The organism is Nonlabens sp. Ci31 (genome assembly GCF_012974865.1).
Classification (GTDB): domain Bacteria; phylum Bacteroidota; class Bacteroidia; order Flavobacteriales; family Flavobacteriaceae; genus Nonlabens.
The window spans coordinates 2,648,610-2,664,556 of sequence record NZ_CP043633.1 but is presented as its reverse complement, the minus strand read 5'-3'; the positions used below and the strand labels follow the sequence as shown (position 1 = coordinate 2,664,556).

The window sequence follows — 15,947 nt, the reverse complement described above, 5'->3', positions numbered from 1 at the left end:
CTTCCTAGACCTTACTATCATTGATATTTATTCTTCAAACACCGTTTTTTTCGCTTGATTTGGATAGAATAAGATAAACAGTTTTAAGGTATAATCGTTATAAGAGTAGCGGCGAATAAATGCCTTAAAATTTAATTTATGAATACTCTATTACTCAAAAACTTAGCTGAACAAGCTAATCAGCTACCAACCAAAAATCTAAAAGAATTAGATTACTTGACACAAAAAACTCGAATGTATATAAATCAAATTTATGGTTATGAGAGTTTATACCATAAGACACTAGACTCCATAAAATTCTTTCCTTTATATTACTATCCTGGATCCTATGATATCTCATGGAAAAACGGACATGATAAATTAAAGAATTTAATTGTTGTAATGGAGGAAGAGAGTTCGATAATTGAAAAGGCTAAAAAACTCAATAAAATCAAGATTCTTAAAAAGAAAATAAAGCATTGGATAACTAAACAGTTTCAATCAAAATTAAAAATTATTCGGAATACTATATTAGGAAAAATAGTAAATCTAGCCTTAGAGTATTTTATATAGGTTTCAACTTTAGTAATATTACCGCAAAAAATGGTAGTTAATCGTACGTCGAGGAGCTGTAAAAACTTCACAAAATTTTAAGATTTGAAAATTCTATCTTCACAGACGATATGAAGAATCGTTTTTTTACCTCTATAATGGCCCTTTTCCTTGTGTCAACAGCTGTTGCTCAAGAAAATAGGCTTGCTCAAAAACAGCCTAATACGGCCGAAATTTATCATCAAATCCAGAAATTGGGCTTTTTGGGAACAGCACTTTACGTGGCTGCGCATCCTGATGATGAAAATACACGGCTTATTTCTTGGCTTGCTAATGATAAAATGGCGCGTACCGGATACCTATCACTCACTCGTGGTGATGGTGGTCAAAACCTTATAGGGCCACAGTTGCGGGAACAATTGGGAATGATAAGAACTCAAGAGTTATTAGAAGCCAGAAATACCGATGGTGGGCAGCAATTTTTTACACGTGCCAATGATTTTGGCTATTCCAAACATCCTGATGAAACGTTACAAATATGGAACCAGCAGGAAGTGATGGAAGATATGGTACGTATTATCAGAGAGTTTCAACCAGATGTAATTATTAATAGATTTGACCATCGCACTCCTGGATCAACACACGGACATCATACCAGCAGCGCCATGTTGAGTATGAAAGTTTTTGATTTTGCAGCAAATAAAACTATTTATGCCAATCAGTTAAAAGAACTCGACACCTGGCAAACACAACGTATATTCTTTAATACCAGTTGGTGGTTTTATGGAAGTGAAGAGGCTTTTGAAAAGGCCGATAAGACCAATCTTCTAGAACTAGATGCTGGAACTTATTATCCATACAAAGGATTATCTAACAGCGAGATAGCTGCATTAAGTAGAAGCAATCACAAATCTCAAGGCTTTGGAAGTTCTGGTTCTAGAGGTTCACAAACAGAATATCTAGAGTATCTGAAAGGCTCTTTCCCTACGGATAAGTCTGATTTATTTTCTGGGATAAACACCACTTGGACTCGTGTAAAAGGTGGCAGTAGCATACAGACCTTACTCAACTCTATCATAGCCAACTACGATTTCAAGAATCCAACGGCGAGCATTCCTTCACTATTAGAAATGCGAGCTCAAATGGAACAACTAAAAGACCAACACTGGAAAAAAATCAAACTAGATGAACTCGATCAGATAGTTCTTGATATGGCAGGTATTTATCTGGAAGCAAGTGTGAATACATCTACAGCAACTGCTGGAGAGTCTTTAACGGTACGTATAGAATTAACGAACAGGTCCAAGGAAAACTTTAAAGTAAGTCTTCTACCGAACCAACTGATTCAAATAGAAGAAAAGGAACTTCGCCTAAATCAAAACGATACTAAAACGATACAAGCTACCTTAAAAATTCCTCCATATTACGAAGCGAGCACTCCTTATTACTTAAAAGAAAAAGGCACTTTAGGAATGTATCAATTTCAAAATAGAAGTCTTACTGGAAAACCTGAAACAGGTCCTGAATTTATAGTTAGAACCTTTATAGAAATACAGGGAACGCGATTATACAGAGAAATTCCCATCATTCACAAGCGCACTGACCCTGTACGTGGAGAGGTGAATGAACCATTTCATATCGTTCCAGAAGTTGCTGTAAGCATAGAAAATCCAGTATACGTATTCTCTGGAAATACCACACAACCTGTTCAAGTCACCATTAAGGCTAATAAAAAACTACCTGAGGGCAGCTTAGAGTTGTGTTATCCAGATGACTGGAGCATTACTCCTATAGATTTTAATTTTAAAGGTTTAGAAAAAGGAGAGGAAAAAACCTATACCTTTAAATTACAACCACCTAAAACTGCTTCGAGAGGCATCATTTCTGGATTAGTTAAGATAGGTACACAGACTTTTAAACAGGAAGTGATTAAGATCGATTACGACCATATTCCTAATCAACAGTTGGTTAGAGATAACCAGTCTCAAGTAGTAAAACCTGGTCTTATCAATCGTGCTCAAACTGTTGCATATATCAATGGTGCTGGAGATGATGTCGCTCAAGCGATTGAAGCTATAGGTGGTAAAGTATTCAAATTTGAACCAAGCGAAGTGCCAGATGATCTTTCTAAATACGACGCCGTAGTAGTAGGAATTAGAGCATATAATGTAGCAGAAGACGCTATGGCTGCACTACAAAATCGTTTGGATAGTTATGTGAAAAATGGAGGTACTTTGATGATGCAGTACAATACAAGTCGTAGAATTAGTACAGATGCATTGGGACCTTTACCTATTACGCTTTCGCGAAAGCGAGTAACTGATGAAAATGCTACCGTAACCATATTAGAACCTCAGCATAAGATCATGTCCTCTCCTAATGCGATTACCTCAAAAGATTTTGAAGGTTGGGTACAGGAACGCGGACTTTATTTTCCAGAAAAATGGGATGCTGCTTTTACTCCTATTTTAGGAATGAATGATAAGGATGAGCAAATGACTAAAGGAAGTCTGATCGTTGCTGAATATGGCAAGGGACATATTGTTTATACAGGGTTGAGCCTTTTTAGAGAATTACCTGCTGGAGTTTCAGGAGCTTATAAATTACTGGCAAATATAATCAGTATAGGAGTTGAAAATCAACCAATTAAAAACAAAGATGGCCAAGGAAAACTCTAAAAAATGGAAGCTTGTGTATGCACTGGTTATTCTAGCAAATATTGTTTTTGCCGTATTGTTTTATATTATAAGCTCGGTTTATGGAAATAGTTGATTGGTTCATACTCGTCAGTACGCTTGCCTTTATAGTACTTTACGGAGTTTATAAAACTCGAGGAAGACAGACCAGTGAAGAATACATCAAAGGTGGTGACGCTCGTTGGTGGACTGTTGGTCTTTCGGTAATGGCTACCCAAGCAAGTGCCATTACTTTTTTAAGTACTCCCGGACAAGCCTATACCGATGGAATGGAGTTTGTTCAATTCTATTTTGGACTTCCCATCGCAGTCATTATCATCTGTATCACTTTTATCCCTATTTACCATAGACTTAAAGTCTACACTGCTTACGAATTTCTAGAAAAAAGGTTTGACCTTAAAACCAGATCTCTTGCCTCTATCCTATTTTTGATCCAACGTGGTCTCGCCGCTGGAATTACCATCTATGCCCCAGCTATCATTTTAAGTGCCGTACTGGATTGGGAATTAAAATACCTCAATATAATTATAGGTATTCTTGTCATCATTTATACGGTTTCTGGTGGGACTAAAGCCGTTAACGTGACTCAAAAGCAACAAATGATTGTCATCATGGCCGGGATGGTAACTGCCTTTGTCCTTATCGTTACTCAATTGCCAGATAACGTCAATTTTGATAATGCACTCACCATGGCAGGAAGTGCTGACAAAATGCAAATTCTAGACTTTAATTTCTCTTTAGATGATCGCTATAATGTATGGAGCGCACTTTTTGGAGCTACTTTTTTAATGTTGAGCTATTTTGGAACTGATCAGTCTCAGGTACAACGCTATCTGTCTGGGAAATCTGTTAAACAAATGCGTATCGGACTGCTATTTAATGGACTGCTTAAAGTACCCATGCAGTTTTTTATTCTCCTGGTAGGTGTCATGGTTTTTGTTTTTTATCAATTCAACTCCACACCGTTAAACTTCAACCCTGCAGCAGAAAAAGCAGTAAAAGAAAGCGAATTTGCTGGTCAGTACAGCAGACTTGAGTCCAGTCATGAAGAAATATTAAAAGAAAAACAAGAGGTTCAAAAAAAGTATGCCACGGCACTAAACGCCTCTAATTCTGAGGATATAGTCAATTATGAATTGGCTTTGAATTATCTGAGATCTCAAGAAGAAATGAATAGAGCTACGGCACGTACCCTTATTGAAAAGGCAGACAGTGGTATTGAAACTAACGATAAGGATTTTGTATTTATACACTTTATATTGCATCATTTACCTAAAGGGCTTATAGGTTTATTGCTTGCAGTTATATTAAGTGCTGCAATGAGTTCTACAGCGTCAGAATTAAATGCTTTAAGTTCCACGACTGCTGTAGATATCTATAAAAGATACAGCAAGGAAGAAAAAGACGATGATCATTACGTGAATATGAACAAGTGGTTCACGCTTATGTGGGGCCTTATAGCTATCTTCTTTGCCAGTTTTGTTTCTTTATTTGACAACTTGATACAACTGGTCAATTTTATAGGATCAATTTTTTACGGAACTATTTTAGGAATTTTCTTGGTCGCTTTTTACTTGAAAAGAATAAAAGGACAAGCCGTTTTTATAGCAGCTTGTATTTCACAAGTCATTGTTGCTACTTGTGCCATTTTACATGAATTTGTGGAAGGTATTGAAATCCTTCCATTCCTATGGTTGAATCCGTTAGGAGCATTTTTAACCATAGGAATGGCCTTTTTGTTTAGTTTATTAAATAAGGAAGATCGCATTCCTTTTGAATTTCAAAAGAGCTAGAGGATGAACAAATACTATTACCACGATGGCTTCAGAGAGTACGGTTCTTTTTACGGCTCGGAAATTATTAGATAAAAAACACACCCAGATGATAGGTTGCGCCTGTTTGGGCAGTTCGAATTAAAACTGGCTAAAGAAATATGAGAAGTTGCTACCTTATTTAAAAGTAGGCAACAACAATCTTCTCTATCCATACCAAAAGCTTATGCGACTCCTCTTCAAAGCAAACAATAGTCATTTGAACGTGATTTTAGTTTTGAGGAACAATAAACCACATCATATCAAACCAGACTGAAATCAGCTGCTGATTTGCAGCAAGGTATATTAATTGGTGCTTTGGGTTTTTGACATTTTCCTGAAGTGGGAGCTGAATCTGCTATAAATAGAGCTTTGGGTAGGTCCAGGAAAATTATCAATATGTTTTTGGGTTTGATATATTTATTTACTCCTGTTTTAATTGCTAGTTCTATAAAGAATGAAAATTACCGCATCATTGCTATTGAACTTGCTAGTTTGTTCGGGCTAGTCTCGATCTTTAACAATATCATTTGGACATTTAATTGGAATTTTTATTAGAATAGAAAATGGTTTCCATTAAAAAACCGCCTGGAACTATTACAGACGGTTTTAAAATAAGATGTCATTGATTACTTAATTTCTAAAGAAATCTCTGCCTTAAGCACTTTTGATATAGGACAGACTTCTTTTGCTTTTTTTGCGATCTCTGCAAACTTTTCTTTAGATATATCTGGAACATCCCCAGTTAATTCTAAAGTTATGTGTGTGATTTCGCCATCTTCAAATGTGACCTTAGCATCTGTGGATAAATAAGTAGCTGTAAAGCCTTCCTCGTTGAGTAAAAAACTCAATTGCATGGTAAAGCAACCCGCATGTGCAGCTCCTATTAGTTCTTCAGGATTAGTTCCTTTACCTTCTGCAAAGCGCGTACCGAATGAATATGCTGTTTTATCTAGCACTTCACTTTGTGTAGAAATATTTCCTTTTCCTTCTTTACCTGTTCCTTCCCATTGGGCATTTGCATTTCTTGAAAACTTCATTGTTTTATTTTTATGTTGAATCTAAATTTAAAAAATAGCTAATGGTTTTTACTCTGTTTAACAGATATTTGAGTATTTTAATTAGCATGCTAATCTTCTTCCTAAGTATAGGGTCACCACAGTTGGTCGTCTCGACTAGGACTGTTTTCTTGAATTAGCAACCACCTTAACAAGTACAACACAAATTGAAAATCCTCATTGATTTTAGAAGTAAGCGAGAATAAGCAATCGCTTGTAGTCTTTGTGGTGTAACTTTATTGATTATTTCTCACTTCTACTGGAAGACTCATTCCTGCGTACTCACCATCATTGTTGATCGCCTCAGCTTTTAAGCTTCCACCAGAAAAATCAGAATTAAATCTAATAGTAGCTATGGATTTTAATCGACCATTCTCTACGTTATTTTCAACACTAGTTACAATCCCCATTACCTCCATACTTCCTGATTCAACAGTCCATATTATTTCAGTAAAATTAGGTGTTGCTTTACTCGCATAAGTTATAGTTTCACCTGGTAACGCAGAATTTGTTCCATCTAGACAAATACCTACAAAGTATTGATCAAGATCTACAGTATAGCTCAATGAACAATCTGTAACGCTGTTTGGGTTCAATTCAACTACAGAATCATCATTATCGCAAGAAACAGTAGTTAAAAGAGTAACAATAATTAAAATGTTTAATACTTTTTTCATCTTTTATTTATTTTTTTTTAGTGAATAGCTTCGGTTCAAATGTTGTTTTTAATGTTTTACCATCTTGTATCAGATGAGCGTTATTTCTTTCTTTACTGGTTTTGCGTTTACATCATAAATTCCTGATTTTAAATTTTTACAGGAAGTTTATCTTCTTAGAAAGCCTAATTATGGATAAGATTTAGAAGTGTTCCGCTTTCGCGAAAGCGGTAACTTTTTCCATATAATGCTATCGAAATTTGACATTACTTAAAACTTATATTCTAAACTGCTCGTAAATCTAAATTCTGAAGGGGAGTTAATTCTATCCGTCTCATAAGGTTTTAAATGGTAGTAAATGGAAGGTTCTATATTGAAATAAAACTTCTTATACAGCTTTATTCTAGATGCAAGAGAAAAATGTGCCGAAACTCCTATATCGTAAATCGTACTCGACTCGCCTATTTTGAGCTGTCTTGTGTCAGAATCCAAAATAATATTATCTGTTAAAAGTATTCTCGATTGTAAACCACCTATTACACCAAAATCTACTTCTTCTCCATAAAAGGAATACCTCATTTGTAAAGGTATTTCTAGGTAGGTGAAATTTTGAGTGATGTCTATCGTTTCAGAGTTATTTACAAAACTATTTATTTCTGAAACTTCTGTGGTATATCGAACATATTCAAGATTTTCAAAATCAATCGCTGTGGAGTCTGCTCTTCGGGTAGTTTGGTCATATTTAATTAGGTTTGCTCCTATTCTTAAAGTCCATTCTGTATTGAGATTATAGTGTAAGGCAAGCCCATAATTCAAGTGTACCTTTCTATCGACTTGATTGCCATCAAAATTTCTATCAATTAAAGATCCATTTTTAAAATTGTCGTAAAAATTAACTATTCCAGAAACGCTGGCACTCCAAGGGTTCCTCTTAAGTGGTAGACTTGTACTGTCATTTGATAAAGTGAGATTTTCCTCTTTAAGTTGCTTAGGGCTTTTATCTAGGTCGGTAATTTTTGATGATAGCGTATCCTTATCAATCAGCATTTTTTCAACTGCATGTGAATTGATGACAGATTTCTGTTCTTCCTTTTCAAATTCTAATGGAAAATCGTCAGCACTATTATTTTTATTTTTTTGCGGGTTAAAGTTTGAAGCTAGCTCAAAAGGTTCCTTTGCTATGAGATTTGATTCTTTTGCTATGGAGTTCCTATCCTCTTTATCTTGTTTTGAATCCGTACTGTTAAGAACTCCTTTTGCTTGATGCTCATCATTTAATAAAGCATCATTAGTATTGCTATCATTATTAAGTAAAGAAGCGTTTTTTTGCAATTCTATTTGTTCGTCTTGAACCTCACTACTGGAGTTTTTATTTGAAGAAGAAATTTTATTTTCTACTGGAAAACTATCAGGAGTACTTGATAAATAATGAAAAGAACCTCCTATCAAAATTCCGATTGCTAAAACACCTATTCCTGCGTACCAAAGCCAAAATGGCAGCGCTCTTCCCCTCTTCTTCTTTTGCAAATCAGATTCTAATTGTTTCCAGACCTTGTCGCTAGGAGTTGCATGTAACGATTCTAGCTGATTCTTTATCGCCGATCCTATATCTTTCTTAGTTTCCATACGATCTATTTTTTGAAGTAGTATTCCATTTTTGTAAGCTTTCTTTAAGGATAACTTTTGCTCTATACAGGTTTGATTTTGATGTGCCCTCAGTAATGTCCAACATTTGAGCTACTTCTTTATGAGTGTAGTTATCCATTTCATAAAGGTTGAACACCATCTTATATCGCGTGGGTAATTCTTGCACTGCTCTTAAAATTTCTTGTAAAGGAATAGCGCTTATTAAAGATTTTTCAATGACGATGTCTTTTGTAATATCTTCATTAATCAAAACATTAAAATTAGATTCTCTTTTAAATAAAGTGATGGCTTTGTTGATCACTATACGCTTCATCCATCCTTCAAAACTACCTTTACCCTTATATTTTTCAATGGAAGTAAAGATCACCATAAAAGAATCCTGCAAGTTGTCTTCAGCCTCTTCTCTATTTCTACTATACTTTAAACACAAAACAAAAAGCCCGTCTTTATAGGTGTCATAAAGCTCTTTTTGAGCCTTTATGTCTCCTTTTTTACATTGCTTTATGATTTTTTCTAGATTCATAAATTTATTGACAGTAAAATTCTTCTTTGAAAGATGAGAAGGGCATCCCACTGCCTTCCTTAGTTTCATAAGTGATAAGTTCTATCAGACCATCATTATTCAATTCATTAATTAGGAAGGTTAGAAAGTTAGTAAATAGTGAATACTCATAAGAATTTAAAAGGTTGCTAGAAAGTCTCTTGGGTCCTAAACCCAAATTAATACCTTCAGATCTTATAGAGTAAAAAATATGATTGGCAAATTTTGAGTATGTTTCATTGCACAGAGTTGTGATAGGATTGATAAAATTTGTGTCAGTCATGTTAGATACCATATTAGGAACGATGTCACCATTATCGCAAGTTGAATTCCCCATTTCAAATATCAAATTACCCACGGAATCATACATTATAATTAGTTTTTCTTGTAAATCCATTAATATCATCTCTTGTCTCTACATAAGTTACCTGATCATTTTGATTTGTAACGACCTTGAATAAAGGGTTAGAAGGAATAGAAATATAGGTCATACCAGTAGTACTCGTTTCTAAGTTTATATAAGTAGTGTCTTGAATTCGCTTTAAGTTATATTTCAAAAAATCACTACCTCGAGTAGATAAACGTTCTGATAGATATCCTGCACTGTCATAGGAAAAATCTTCTCTCCGGCATTTTGGAATAGCATCTTCAAAATATATAATAGTAAATAAGTGCTGACTTACGTAATTAAATGGAGAAGACTCCTTACTTGCATTAGAATAATAGGTTGACATGACTTCTATTTTATTATCGATCACATCATAAACTGTAGAATCCAATTCGGTAGGAGGATTAGTTGACACGTCTAGGTGGCACCCAATGTATTTATAAAGTGCTGAAACTGTATTTTGATTATCATCCTCCGCCACCAATTCATCTATTGTACAAGATAAGAACATCAGAAATGATGCTAGAATATATAGATTTATAATCTTCATAGTTATAAGTTCTTTTCTATAAGTATGAAAAAATGAAAATGGTTGCGTCTAGAAATAAAAAAACCGTCTAGAATTATTCCAGACGGTCTTTAAATGTTGCGCTATAGTACTGCGTTTGATGGCAATAAATCGGTAATCCAATAAATTGTGTTTACATTTTAACACCCCATTCTTTAAGGCTGTCTGTATTCAATTTTACGTAATCCATATTTTTTGCTTCTTCTGCAAGAGTCAAAGAAGTTTTTGCCGATGCAATCGCAGCAGACTTGTTACCCATTTTTGCCTCTATAAGAGATTTTTTTCTGTGCATCCAATAAGCTTCAGGACGCGCTTCCACGGCTTCAGATATCCACTCGTGTGCTTGTTGCAAGTTTTTATTTGCGTCCAAGTAAAAAGTAGCAGCACTGTAATAATCGTCTGCTGATGGTCCTGCCATTACTTTATCGATACTCGCTTGTGTTTTTGCAGCTGTAGGAACAGAAAAGGGAACAGCTACTAATGTTTCATCCCACATCATTTGTAAATGAGCACCTTCCATAGAAACTTCGTTGATTGCCATGGTCCAGCTTTCTACTTCATTTTTCAATTTTTTAGTTTCTACGGTAGCAGTAGCCACTACTTTATCTTCATCCCAAGTTCTAGGGTTACCCCAGTTGCTCGTATCGTTGTATAACATTACGGTCCATTCTTTCTTTCCTGGTTTTGTGTAAACAGCGTAAGTCCCTGCTTCTACGTCAGTACCAGCAAATTTGACATCATCAGAAAATGTAATCATGGAATTTGAGTTTGCACCAGTTCTCCACAGTTTATCAAATGGCACTAACTCTCCAAAAATATCTCTTCCTCTTTTTGCTGGACGAGAATATTCTAAAGTAACTTCTGTAAGACCTACGGTTTGCATAGCCTTAGCGCTTGGGCTAGGTTGTGGCGCATCTATCTGAGCCTTAACAGTAGTAGCAACAAGCATTAAACTTAAAACAACTATTAATTTTTTCATGGTGTGATTTTTAAATTTTAATAAGTATGTAAATGTCGGTGATTTAGATCTTTAAAAATGTTAGGGTTTTCTTAACTAACTCCTTTAGCACTAGAGAAAAAAATCATTTTAATTGCAACGACTAATAATATAACTCCAAATACCTTTTTAAGCATTTGCTGATTAAGACTAATAGCGATCTTGGAACCAAAATAACCACCTACTACAAATGCTACTGCAATAATGAGAGCATAACGCCAGTCTAGCGTATGACCGTTGGTATGATAAGTATAAGCAGCGAGTAAGGTCACAGGTACAGCCAGCACAGCCAGGCTCATTCCTTGCGCTTGATGCTGGGAGTACCCTAAAAACCAGATAGCTAGAGGTACCATAATGACACCTCCACCTACGCCTACACTACCACTCAAAACACCGGCAAGCATTCCTATTAATAATAGTAGTAATACAGTTGTTAAGCTCATTTTAGTTGATTTCATGATTATAATAATGGAGCCCACAATCTACAAAAAGACTCTTTCATTTTATTCCATTTATCCCTTTTTACCCACTTTTCAATAACAACTTGTTCACAATAGTCTAAATCTTTATAAAATTGATCATTGAGCTCTTCAGAAATATCTTCGTCAAAAATAAGGGCGTTGATCTCAAAATTAATATCAAAACTTCTGTAGTCCATATTAGAAGTTCCTATAGTGGCAAACTCTTCATCTACCACCATTGTTTTTGCATGCAACATCCCCCGATGGTACCAGTGTATTTTTACGCCACTTTCAAGAATCTCTCTAAAATAAGAGCGACTCGCATATCTCGCTGCCCAACTATCCCCTTTCTTAGGTACCATGATGTCTACTTTTACTCCGCCTCTTGCAGCACTTTTAAGTGCCGTAAAAATAGCTTCATTAGGAATAAAATAAGGTGTAGTGATTTTAATACTCTTCTCTGCTGTGGTGATGGCCATAAAAATAGCCTCCATAATATTTGCCCAATCCGTATCTGGACCACTTGCGGCTATTTGTACAGGTTTATTTTTCTTCTCGTCTATTTCAGGAAAATAAGAGTCTGGAATTACAAGATCCGTTTCATTTTTAATATGGTCACAAACAAAGTACCAGTTAAGCAACCACTGTAATTGCATACTTTTTACAGCATGCCCTTCTATACGTAAATGAGTGTCTCTCCAGTATAGTTTAGAAGGATCCTCTTTAGTGTTTATATAATCATCACTTATATTAATACCCCCTAAGTAACCTATATGACCGTCGACTATACAAATCTTACGGTGATTTCTATAATTTGCTTTACGGGTAAAGTTTGAAAACAACACCGGCATAAATGCGTGGAATTCTATTCCTGCATCTTTCATTCTGCCTTTTGCATTTCTAGAAATATTACTTCCAACAGAATCGTATATGAGTTTTACCTCTATGCCTCGTTTACGAGCAGCAATTAATTTATCGATAAACTGACTTCCTATACGATCATCTTGAATAATAAAATAGTCTAGGTGTATATGATCTTTTGCTTCATCTAGATCTTTAAAAATACTTTTAAAGGTTTGCTTTCCGTTGATAAGAACTTTTAGATCATTTTGTAAGGTAAGAGCTGCAGATTGGTTGTAATTTAAAAGTCGGACTAATTTTACTCTTTCTTCTAAAAAATCATTTTCATACTCCGTTAACTTCTCATCTGACAAATATAACCTTGTGTTCCAATCCTTAATTAGTTTGTGTGCAGTCAATTCTTTGCGTTTAAAGATCTTTGACTTTCTATATTCGAGTCCGAAGAAATAATAAATACCTAAACCTATAAAAGGAAGAGCAACTAAAAATAAAAGGGAAGAAAGTGTCTTTCTTGGATTTTGATTGCTTCTTATAAGAAAAAATGCAGCACTCAGCGCCACCAAATAATTGATGATAAGAAGACTCGTAAACCAGTTAGAAAGAATCCAATTAATCATTCTTAATTGTAGTATCCCTTTTCAGGAATAGCGATGGCATATTCCTTTTTTGATTTATTATCTAACCTAGGCTCTCTTAGCCAAGGGTTGTGAATTTTAAGAATTTTATAATTGATGTTATTCGCTTTCGCGAAAGCGGAAAGATCATCCACCTCATAATCTACCAAAACATTTTTAGTAGGAATAACTTCATACCCATGACTGGGATTTACGTTAAAGCCAAAGTTTTTCGGGCTTTTAAGAATCTCTTTGATAGCTAGAATTCTAAAAACATAACGACCAGTTTCTTCTCCTAAAAGAAGATCGTAATAACTTTCAACTCCTTGCGCTTCTAACTGTTTATTGATTCCTCCGTTACCGGCATTATAGGCAGCTCCAGCAAGAGTCCAGGTTCCAAATTTTGATTTGCTTTCTTTTAAATAATCGCATGCCGCTTTGGTCGCCATTTCTATATGGTAGCGCTCGTCAACATTATCATTTACTTCCAATCCTAATTCCCTACCTGTTCCTGTCATAATTTGCCAAAAACCTCTGGCTCCAGCTGGAGAAGTAACATTTTGTAAACCACTTTCTATAACCGCTAGATATTTAAAATCGTCTGGCACACCGTTTTCTGCAAGAATAGGCTCAATTATTGGAAAATATTTCTGAGCTCTTTTAATAAGTAATATCCCATTAGATTGCCAATAGGTATTTACTAGAAACTCACGATCAACTCGTTCTCTTATATCTGGTTGGTTAAGCGGTACTGCTTCACCAGCAAAATCAAGACTTTTAGGTAAGTTGATACTGTAAACATTATAATTTTGTACACGTTTTTCAACTTTTACATCAGTCGATGTATTCAAGGTAGCAATTGCAGAAGCAGCTCCTCCTTGTTGGATAGCACTAATGATTACTATAAAAACGATGGCTATTCCAGCCCCTAAAAGTATTTTTTTCATGAGTTTAACAAATTTGTTCAAAGATATATAAAGATGTAACGATTAACGTCTAACAAACCGTTAAGCTTTCTCCTTTTCATGAAAGAATAAGTGCTGGCAAATGTTCATTGAACCAGCGGTATCTGTTCACAATCATTACATGAGTCCCCTTAGGAATAACAATGCAATCGTTAATGTATTTAATAGGAAAAACAGGATCTGCATCGCCATGAATATGAATAACACCAGGTAAGGATTCTTCTTGATCCCAGTTGATAATGGTGTCCAGCGCCCAGTCTAGGTAAATAGAGCTATTTACAGAAAGGTATTTTTTATACATTTCTATTTTCTTAGAAGCAATACCAAAACTGTATGAACTCAATACATCAAAACTTTCTACAAGACGAGTAGGGAAAATTTTATGCAAGCCTAGCCTTCTGGAAAACCGCATCCTTCTAGGAAATTCTTTGTTAGATTTAACGGTAGAGATAAGAATAAGTTTATCTACGGTTATCTGTTTTGCCATTTCCTGAACAATTATACCGCCGAAAGAAACCCCTATAAGAACCGGGTTTTCGTGAGTGACTAATGTTAATAAGCGTCTGACATACGAAGTCAAACTTTCCTTTTTTTCAGGGATCATCCATTCTAAATAATGAAGAGTAAATTCATTTTCAGGAAGTTGTATATTCTCGAAAATTAAAGAAGAAGCTGCCATACCCGGCATAAGGTAAACGTGTCTCATAAGTTAAGTAATGATTTACATCAGTGGTTTAACATTAATATTTCCTTTTATGCATCAATTTTAAACTATCTTTGCACCATTATAAGTGAAATTTTTACTCACATCGCTAATCGACCATAAAGTTACCTTTAATAAAATTAGTGATCGTCTATTATTTAGTAGGTTATAATGAGTTAAAATAATGTATATGGATACCTCCGCTACCCTTGAAGTTACTGACAATGAATTTTTACGTCAGTACGAATGTCGCAAAGGCGATATGATGGCAAAAATAGAATATGCCCAGCAAGAAAGAAAAATTTTCCTTACTAAATTAATCATGCCTGAAGAACTTGAGGACGATGTGGAGTTTAGAAACGAATTTTTAACTGCTGTTTTTGAAAACATAAAAAATGAGAAAGAACTCAAAGTGGTTCCTACTCATCCTAAAATTGCAGGTTTTGTAAGAAAAAACCGATTGAAATACAAGGATATGCTTCCGGTTGGAATTGCTATTTAAGTACTCCAATACCCATTAAAAAAGGCTCTTATTTATTAAATAAGAGCCTTTTTTGTTATCAGTTATGCAGTTGATTCCATTGGACTACTGCTTTCTCTAAGTCTTCTGCTGTGTCAATTCCTATACTTAAGTGATCTGTAGCAATCATTTTGATTTTCTTACCATGCTCCAAATACCGTATACACTCTATCTTTTCTGACAACTCTAATGGTGTAGGAGATTGATTATAAAAATCTAATAAAGCTTCTTTTCTAAAAGCGTAAATCCCTATATGTTTAAAAACGGGTTGTAAAAGGTTCTCGTCTCTGGGAAATGGAATCACAGAACGTGAAAAATACAAGGCATGACCACTCAAATCTGTAATCACTTTTACATTATTGGGATTTTGAATATCTTGTTGATCCTGTATTTCGTGCATTAGAGAAGCTAAGGAAATTTCTTTCTTTGGATCATTTTCAAATACTTCAATGAGCTTTTTAAGATCTGCTTGATTGGTAAATGGCTCATCTCCTTGAACATTAATGACTATATCTGCTTTATAATTCTCTACTGCTTCTGCAATGCGATCACTTCCTGTTTGGTGATCTCTGCGACTCATTACCGCTTCTCCCCCATTATTAATAATCTCGTCATAGATCACTTTGCTATCTGTCGCAACGAGTACTTGATCAAAAAGACCGGTGTTCAAGGCTGCTTCATAAGTACGTAAGATCACTGACTTCCCACAAAGATCCTTCATGAGTTTACCAGGAAATCTACTGGCTTCAAAACGTGCTGGAATAACCGCGATTTTTTTCAAAGGTGTTGTTTTAAAATATTAGGAGAACAAGAGCCTCTTCTTTTAAATAAGAACACCCTGATCACGGATCAAATTTACTTTTTCCTTTGCTACTTCTACTTGAAAAACATATAGATTTCTAAATTTTCTATTGTTCAATTTTATTCTTA

16 protein-coding genes are annotated in these 15,947 nt (G+C 35.0%); 4 read left to right on the top strand and 12 right to left on the bottom strand.

Annotation, left to right across the window (positions count from 1 at the left end):
• Positions 1–138 precede the first annotated feature (138 nt).
• The 3 genes from F0365_RS11780 (at position 139) to F0365_RS11770 (ending at position 5,020) form a co-directional block, all read left to right on the top strand.
• Positions 139–552: a hypothetical protein gene (locus F0365_RS11780; RefSeq protein ID WP_169933866.1), complete on the top strand. Its 414-nt coding sequence runs from the start codon at positions 139–141 to the stop codon at positions 550–552.
• Positions 553–662: 110 nt separating this feature from the next.
• Positions 663–3,209: a PIG-L family deacetylase gene (locus F0365_RS11775; protein WP_169933865.1), complete on the top strand. Its 2,547-nt coding sequence runs from the start codon at positions 663–665 to the stop codon at positions 3,207–3,209.
• A gap of 80 nt (positions 3,210–3,289) precedes the next feature.
• The gene (locus F0365_RS11770; protein WP_169933864.1) at positions 3,290–5,020 is read left to right on the top strand and encodes a sodium:solute symporter; all 1,731 of its coding nucleotides are present in this window, start codon (positions 3,290–3,292) and stop codon (positions 5,018–5,020) included.
• A 647-nt stretch (positions 5,021–5,667) separates the two neighbouring features.
• On the opposite strand, the gene F0365_RS11765 is transcribed toward F0365_RS11770, so the two are convergent.
• The 11 genes from F0365_RS11765 to F0365_RS11715 all read right to left on the bottom strand — a co-directional run bounded on the left by F0365_RS11765 (position 5,668) and on the right by F0365_RS11715 (position 14,500).
• The gene (locus F0365_RS11765) at positions 5,668–6,078 is read right to left on the bottom strand and encodes an OsmC family protein (protein WP_169933863.1); all 411 of its coding nucleotides are present in this window, start codon (positions 6,076–6,078) and stop codon (positions 5,668–5,670) included.
• Between the two features lie 254 nt (positions 6,079–6,332).
• Positions 6,333–6,773: a hypothetical protein gene (locus tag F0365_RS11760; protein WP_169933862.1), complete on the bottom strand. Its 441-nt coding sequence runs from the start codon at positions 6,771–6,773 to the stop codon at positions 6,333–6,335.
• 249 nt (positions 6,774–7,022) lie between these two features.
• Entirely contained in the window at positions 7,023–8,378 is a 1,356-nt protein-coding gene (locus F0365_RS11755) for a hypothetical protein (protein ID WP_169933861.1), read from the bottom strand.
• Positions 8,368–8,922, bottom strand: coding sequence for an RNA polymerase sigma factor (locus F0365_RS11750; protein WP_169933860.1), 555 nt, complete (start codon positions 8,920–8,922; stop codon positions 8,368–8,370). Before F0365_RS11750 ends, F0365_RS11755 begins: the two co-directional genes overlap by 11 nt.
• A gap of 4 nt (positions 8,923–8,926) precedes the next feature.
• A complete protein-coding gene (locus tag F0365_RS11745; RefSeq protein ID WP_169933859.1) occupies positions 8,927–9,310 on the bottom strand; it encodes a hypothetical protein in 384 nt (127 codons plus the stop codon).
• Entirely contained in the window at positions 9,303–9,878 is a 576-nt protein-coding gene (locus F0365_RS11740; RefSeq protein WP_169933858.1) for a hypothetical protein, read from the bottom strand. Before F0365_RS11740 ends, F0365_RS11745 begins: the two co-directional genes overlap by 8 nt.
• A 151-nt stretch (positions 9,879–10,029) precedes the next feature.
• Positions 10,030–10,875, bottom strand: coding sequence for a DUF2911 domain-containing protein (locus tag F0365_RS11735; protein ID WP_169933857.1), 846 nt, complete (start codon positions 10,873–10,875; stop codon positions 10,030–10,032).
• Between the two features lie 71 nt (positions 10,876–10,946).
• Positions 10,947–11,336, bottom strand: coding sequence for a sulfite exporter TauE/SafE family protein (locus F0365_RS11730; protein WP_169934852.1), 390 nt, complete (start codon positions 11,334–11,336; stop codon positions 10,947–10,949).
• A 17-nt stretch (positions 11,337–11,353) separates the two neighbouring features.
• Positions 11,354–12,832, bottom strand: a complete 1,479-nt coding sequence (gene cls / locus F0365_RS11725; protein ID WP_169933856.1) for a cardiolipin synthase — start codon at positions 12,830–12,832, stop codon at positions 11,354–11,356.
• Positions 12,833–12,834: 2 nt separating this feature from the next.
• On the bottom strand, positions 12,835–13,776 hold the full coding sequence (locus F0365_RS11720; RefSeq protein WP_169933855.1) for a lytic transglycosylase domain-containing protein: 942 nt from the start codon (positions 13,774–13,776) through the stop codon (positions 12,835–12,837).
• A gap of 76 nt (positions 13,777–13,852) precedes the next feature.
• Positions 13,853–14,500 (bottom strand): alpha/beta fold hydrolase, encoded by a 648-nt coding sequence (locus F0365_RS11715; protein WP_169933854.1) that lies wholly within the window; start codon positions 14,498–14,500, stop codon positions 13,853–13,855.
• Positions 14,501–14,687: 187 nt separating this feature from the next.
• Between F0365_RS11715 and F0365_RS11710 the strand changes: the two genes are divergently transcribed.
• Positions 14,688–14,999, top strand: a complete 312-nt coding sequence (locus F0365_RS11710) for a GNAT family N-acetyltransferase (protein ID WP_169933853.1) — start codon at positions 14,688–14,690, stop codon at positions 14,997–14,999.
• 58 nt (positions 15,000–15,057) lie between these two features.
• On the opposite strand, the gene kdsB is transcribed toward F0365_RS11710, so the two are convergent.
• Positions 15,058–15,798: a 3-deoxy-manno-octulosonate cytidylyltransferase gene (gene kdsB / locus F0365_RS11705; protein WP_169933852.1), complete on the bottom strand. Its 741-nt coding sequence runs from the start codon at positions 15,796–15,798 to the stop codon at positions 15,058–15,060.
• Between the last annotated feature and the right edge of the window lie 149 nt (positions 15,799–15,947).

Coding starts and splice junctions, on each gene's coding strand:
- F0365_RS11780 (WP_169933866.1), top strand. CDS start 139: ATGAATACTCTATTACTCAAAAACTTAGCTGAACAAGCTAATCAGCTA.
- F0365_RS11775 (WP_169933865.1), top strand. CDS start 663: ATGAAGAATCGTTTTTTTACCTCTATAATGGCCCTTTTCCTTGTGTCA.
- F0365_RS11770 (WP_169933864.1), top strand. CDS start 3,290: ATGGAAATAGTTGATTGGTTCATACTCGTCAGTACGCTTGCCTTTATA.
- F0365_RS11765 (WP_169933863.1), bottom strand. CDS start 6,078: ATGAAGTTTTCAAGAAATGCAAATGCCCAATGGGAAGGAACAGGTAAA.
- F0365_RS11760 (WP_169933862.1), bottom strand. CDS start 6,773: ATGAAAAAAGTATTAAACATTTTAATTATTGTTACTCTTTTAACTACT.
- F0365_RS11755 (WP_169933861.1), bottom strand. CDS start 8,378: ATGGAAACTAAGAAAGATATAGGATCGGCGATAAAGAATCAGCTAGAA.
- F0365_RS11750 (WP_169933860.1), bottom strand. CDS start 8,922: ATGAATCTAGAAAAAATCATAAAGCAATGTAAAAAAGGAGACATAAAG.
- F0365_RS11745 (WP_169933859.1), bottom strand. CDS start 9,310: ATGTATGATTCCGTGGGTAATTTGATATTTGAAATGGGGAATTCAACT.
- F0365_RS11740 (WP_169933858.1), bottom strand. CDS start 9,878: ATGAAGATTATAAATCTATATATTCTAGCATCATTTCTGATGTTCTTA.
- F0365_RS11735 (WP_169933857.1), bottom strand. CDS start 10,875: ATGAAAAAATTAATAGTTGTTTTAAGTTTAATGCTTGTTGCTACTACT.
- F0365_RS11730 (WP_169934852.1), bottom strand. CDS start 11,336: ATGAGCTTAACAACTGTATTACTACTATTATTAATAGGAATGCTTGCC.
- cls (WP_169933856.1), bottom strand. CDS start 12,832: ATGATTAATTGGATTCTTTCTAACTGGTTTACGAGTCTTCTTATCATC.
- F0365_RS11720 (WP_169933855.1), bottom strand. CDS start 13,776: ATGAAAAAAATACTTTTAGGGGCTGGAATAGCCATCGTTTTTATAGTA.
- F0365_RS11715 (WP_169933854.1), bottom strand. CDS start 14,500: ATGAGACACGTTTACCTTATGCCGGGTATGGCAGCTTCTTCTTTAATT.
- F0365_RS11710 (WP_169933853.1), top strand. CDS start 14,688: ATGGATACCTCCGCTACCCTTGAAGTTACTGACAATGAATTTTTACGT.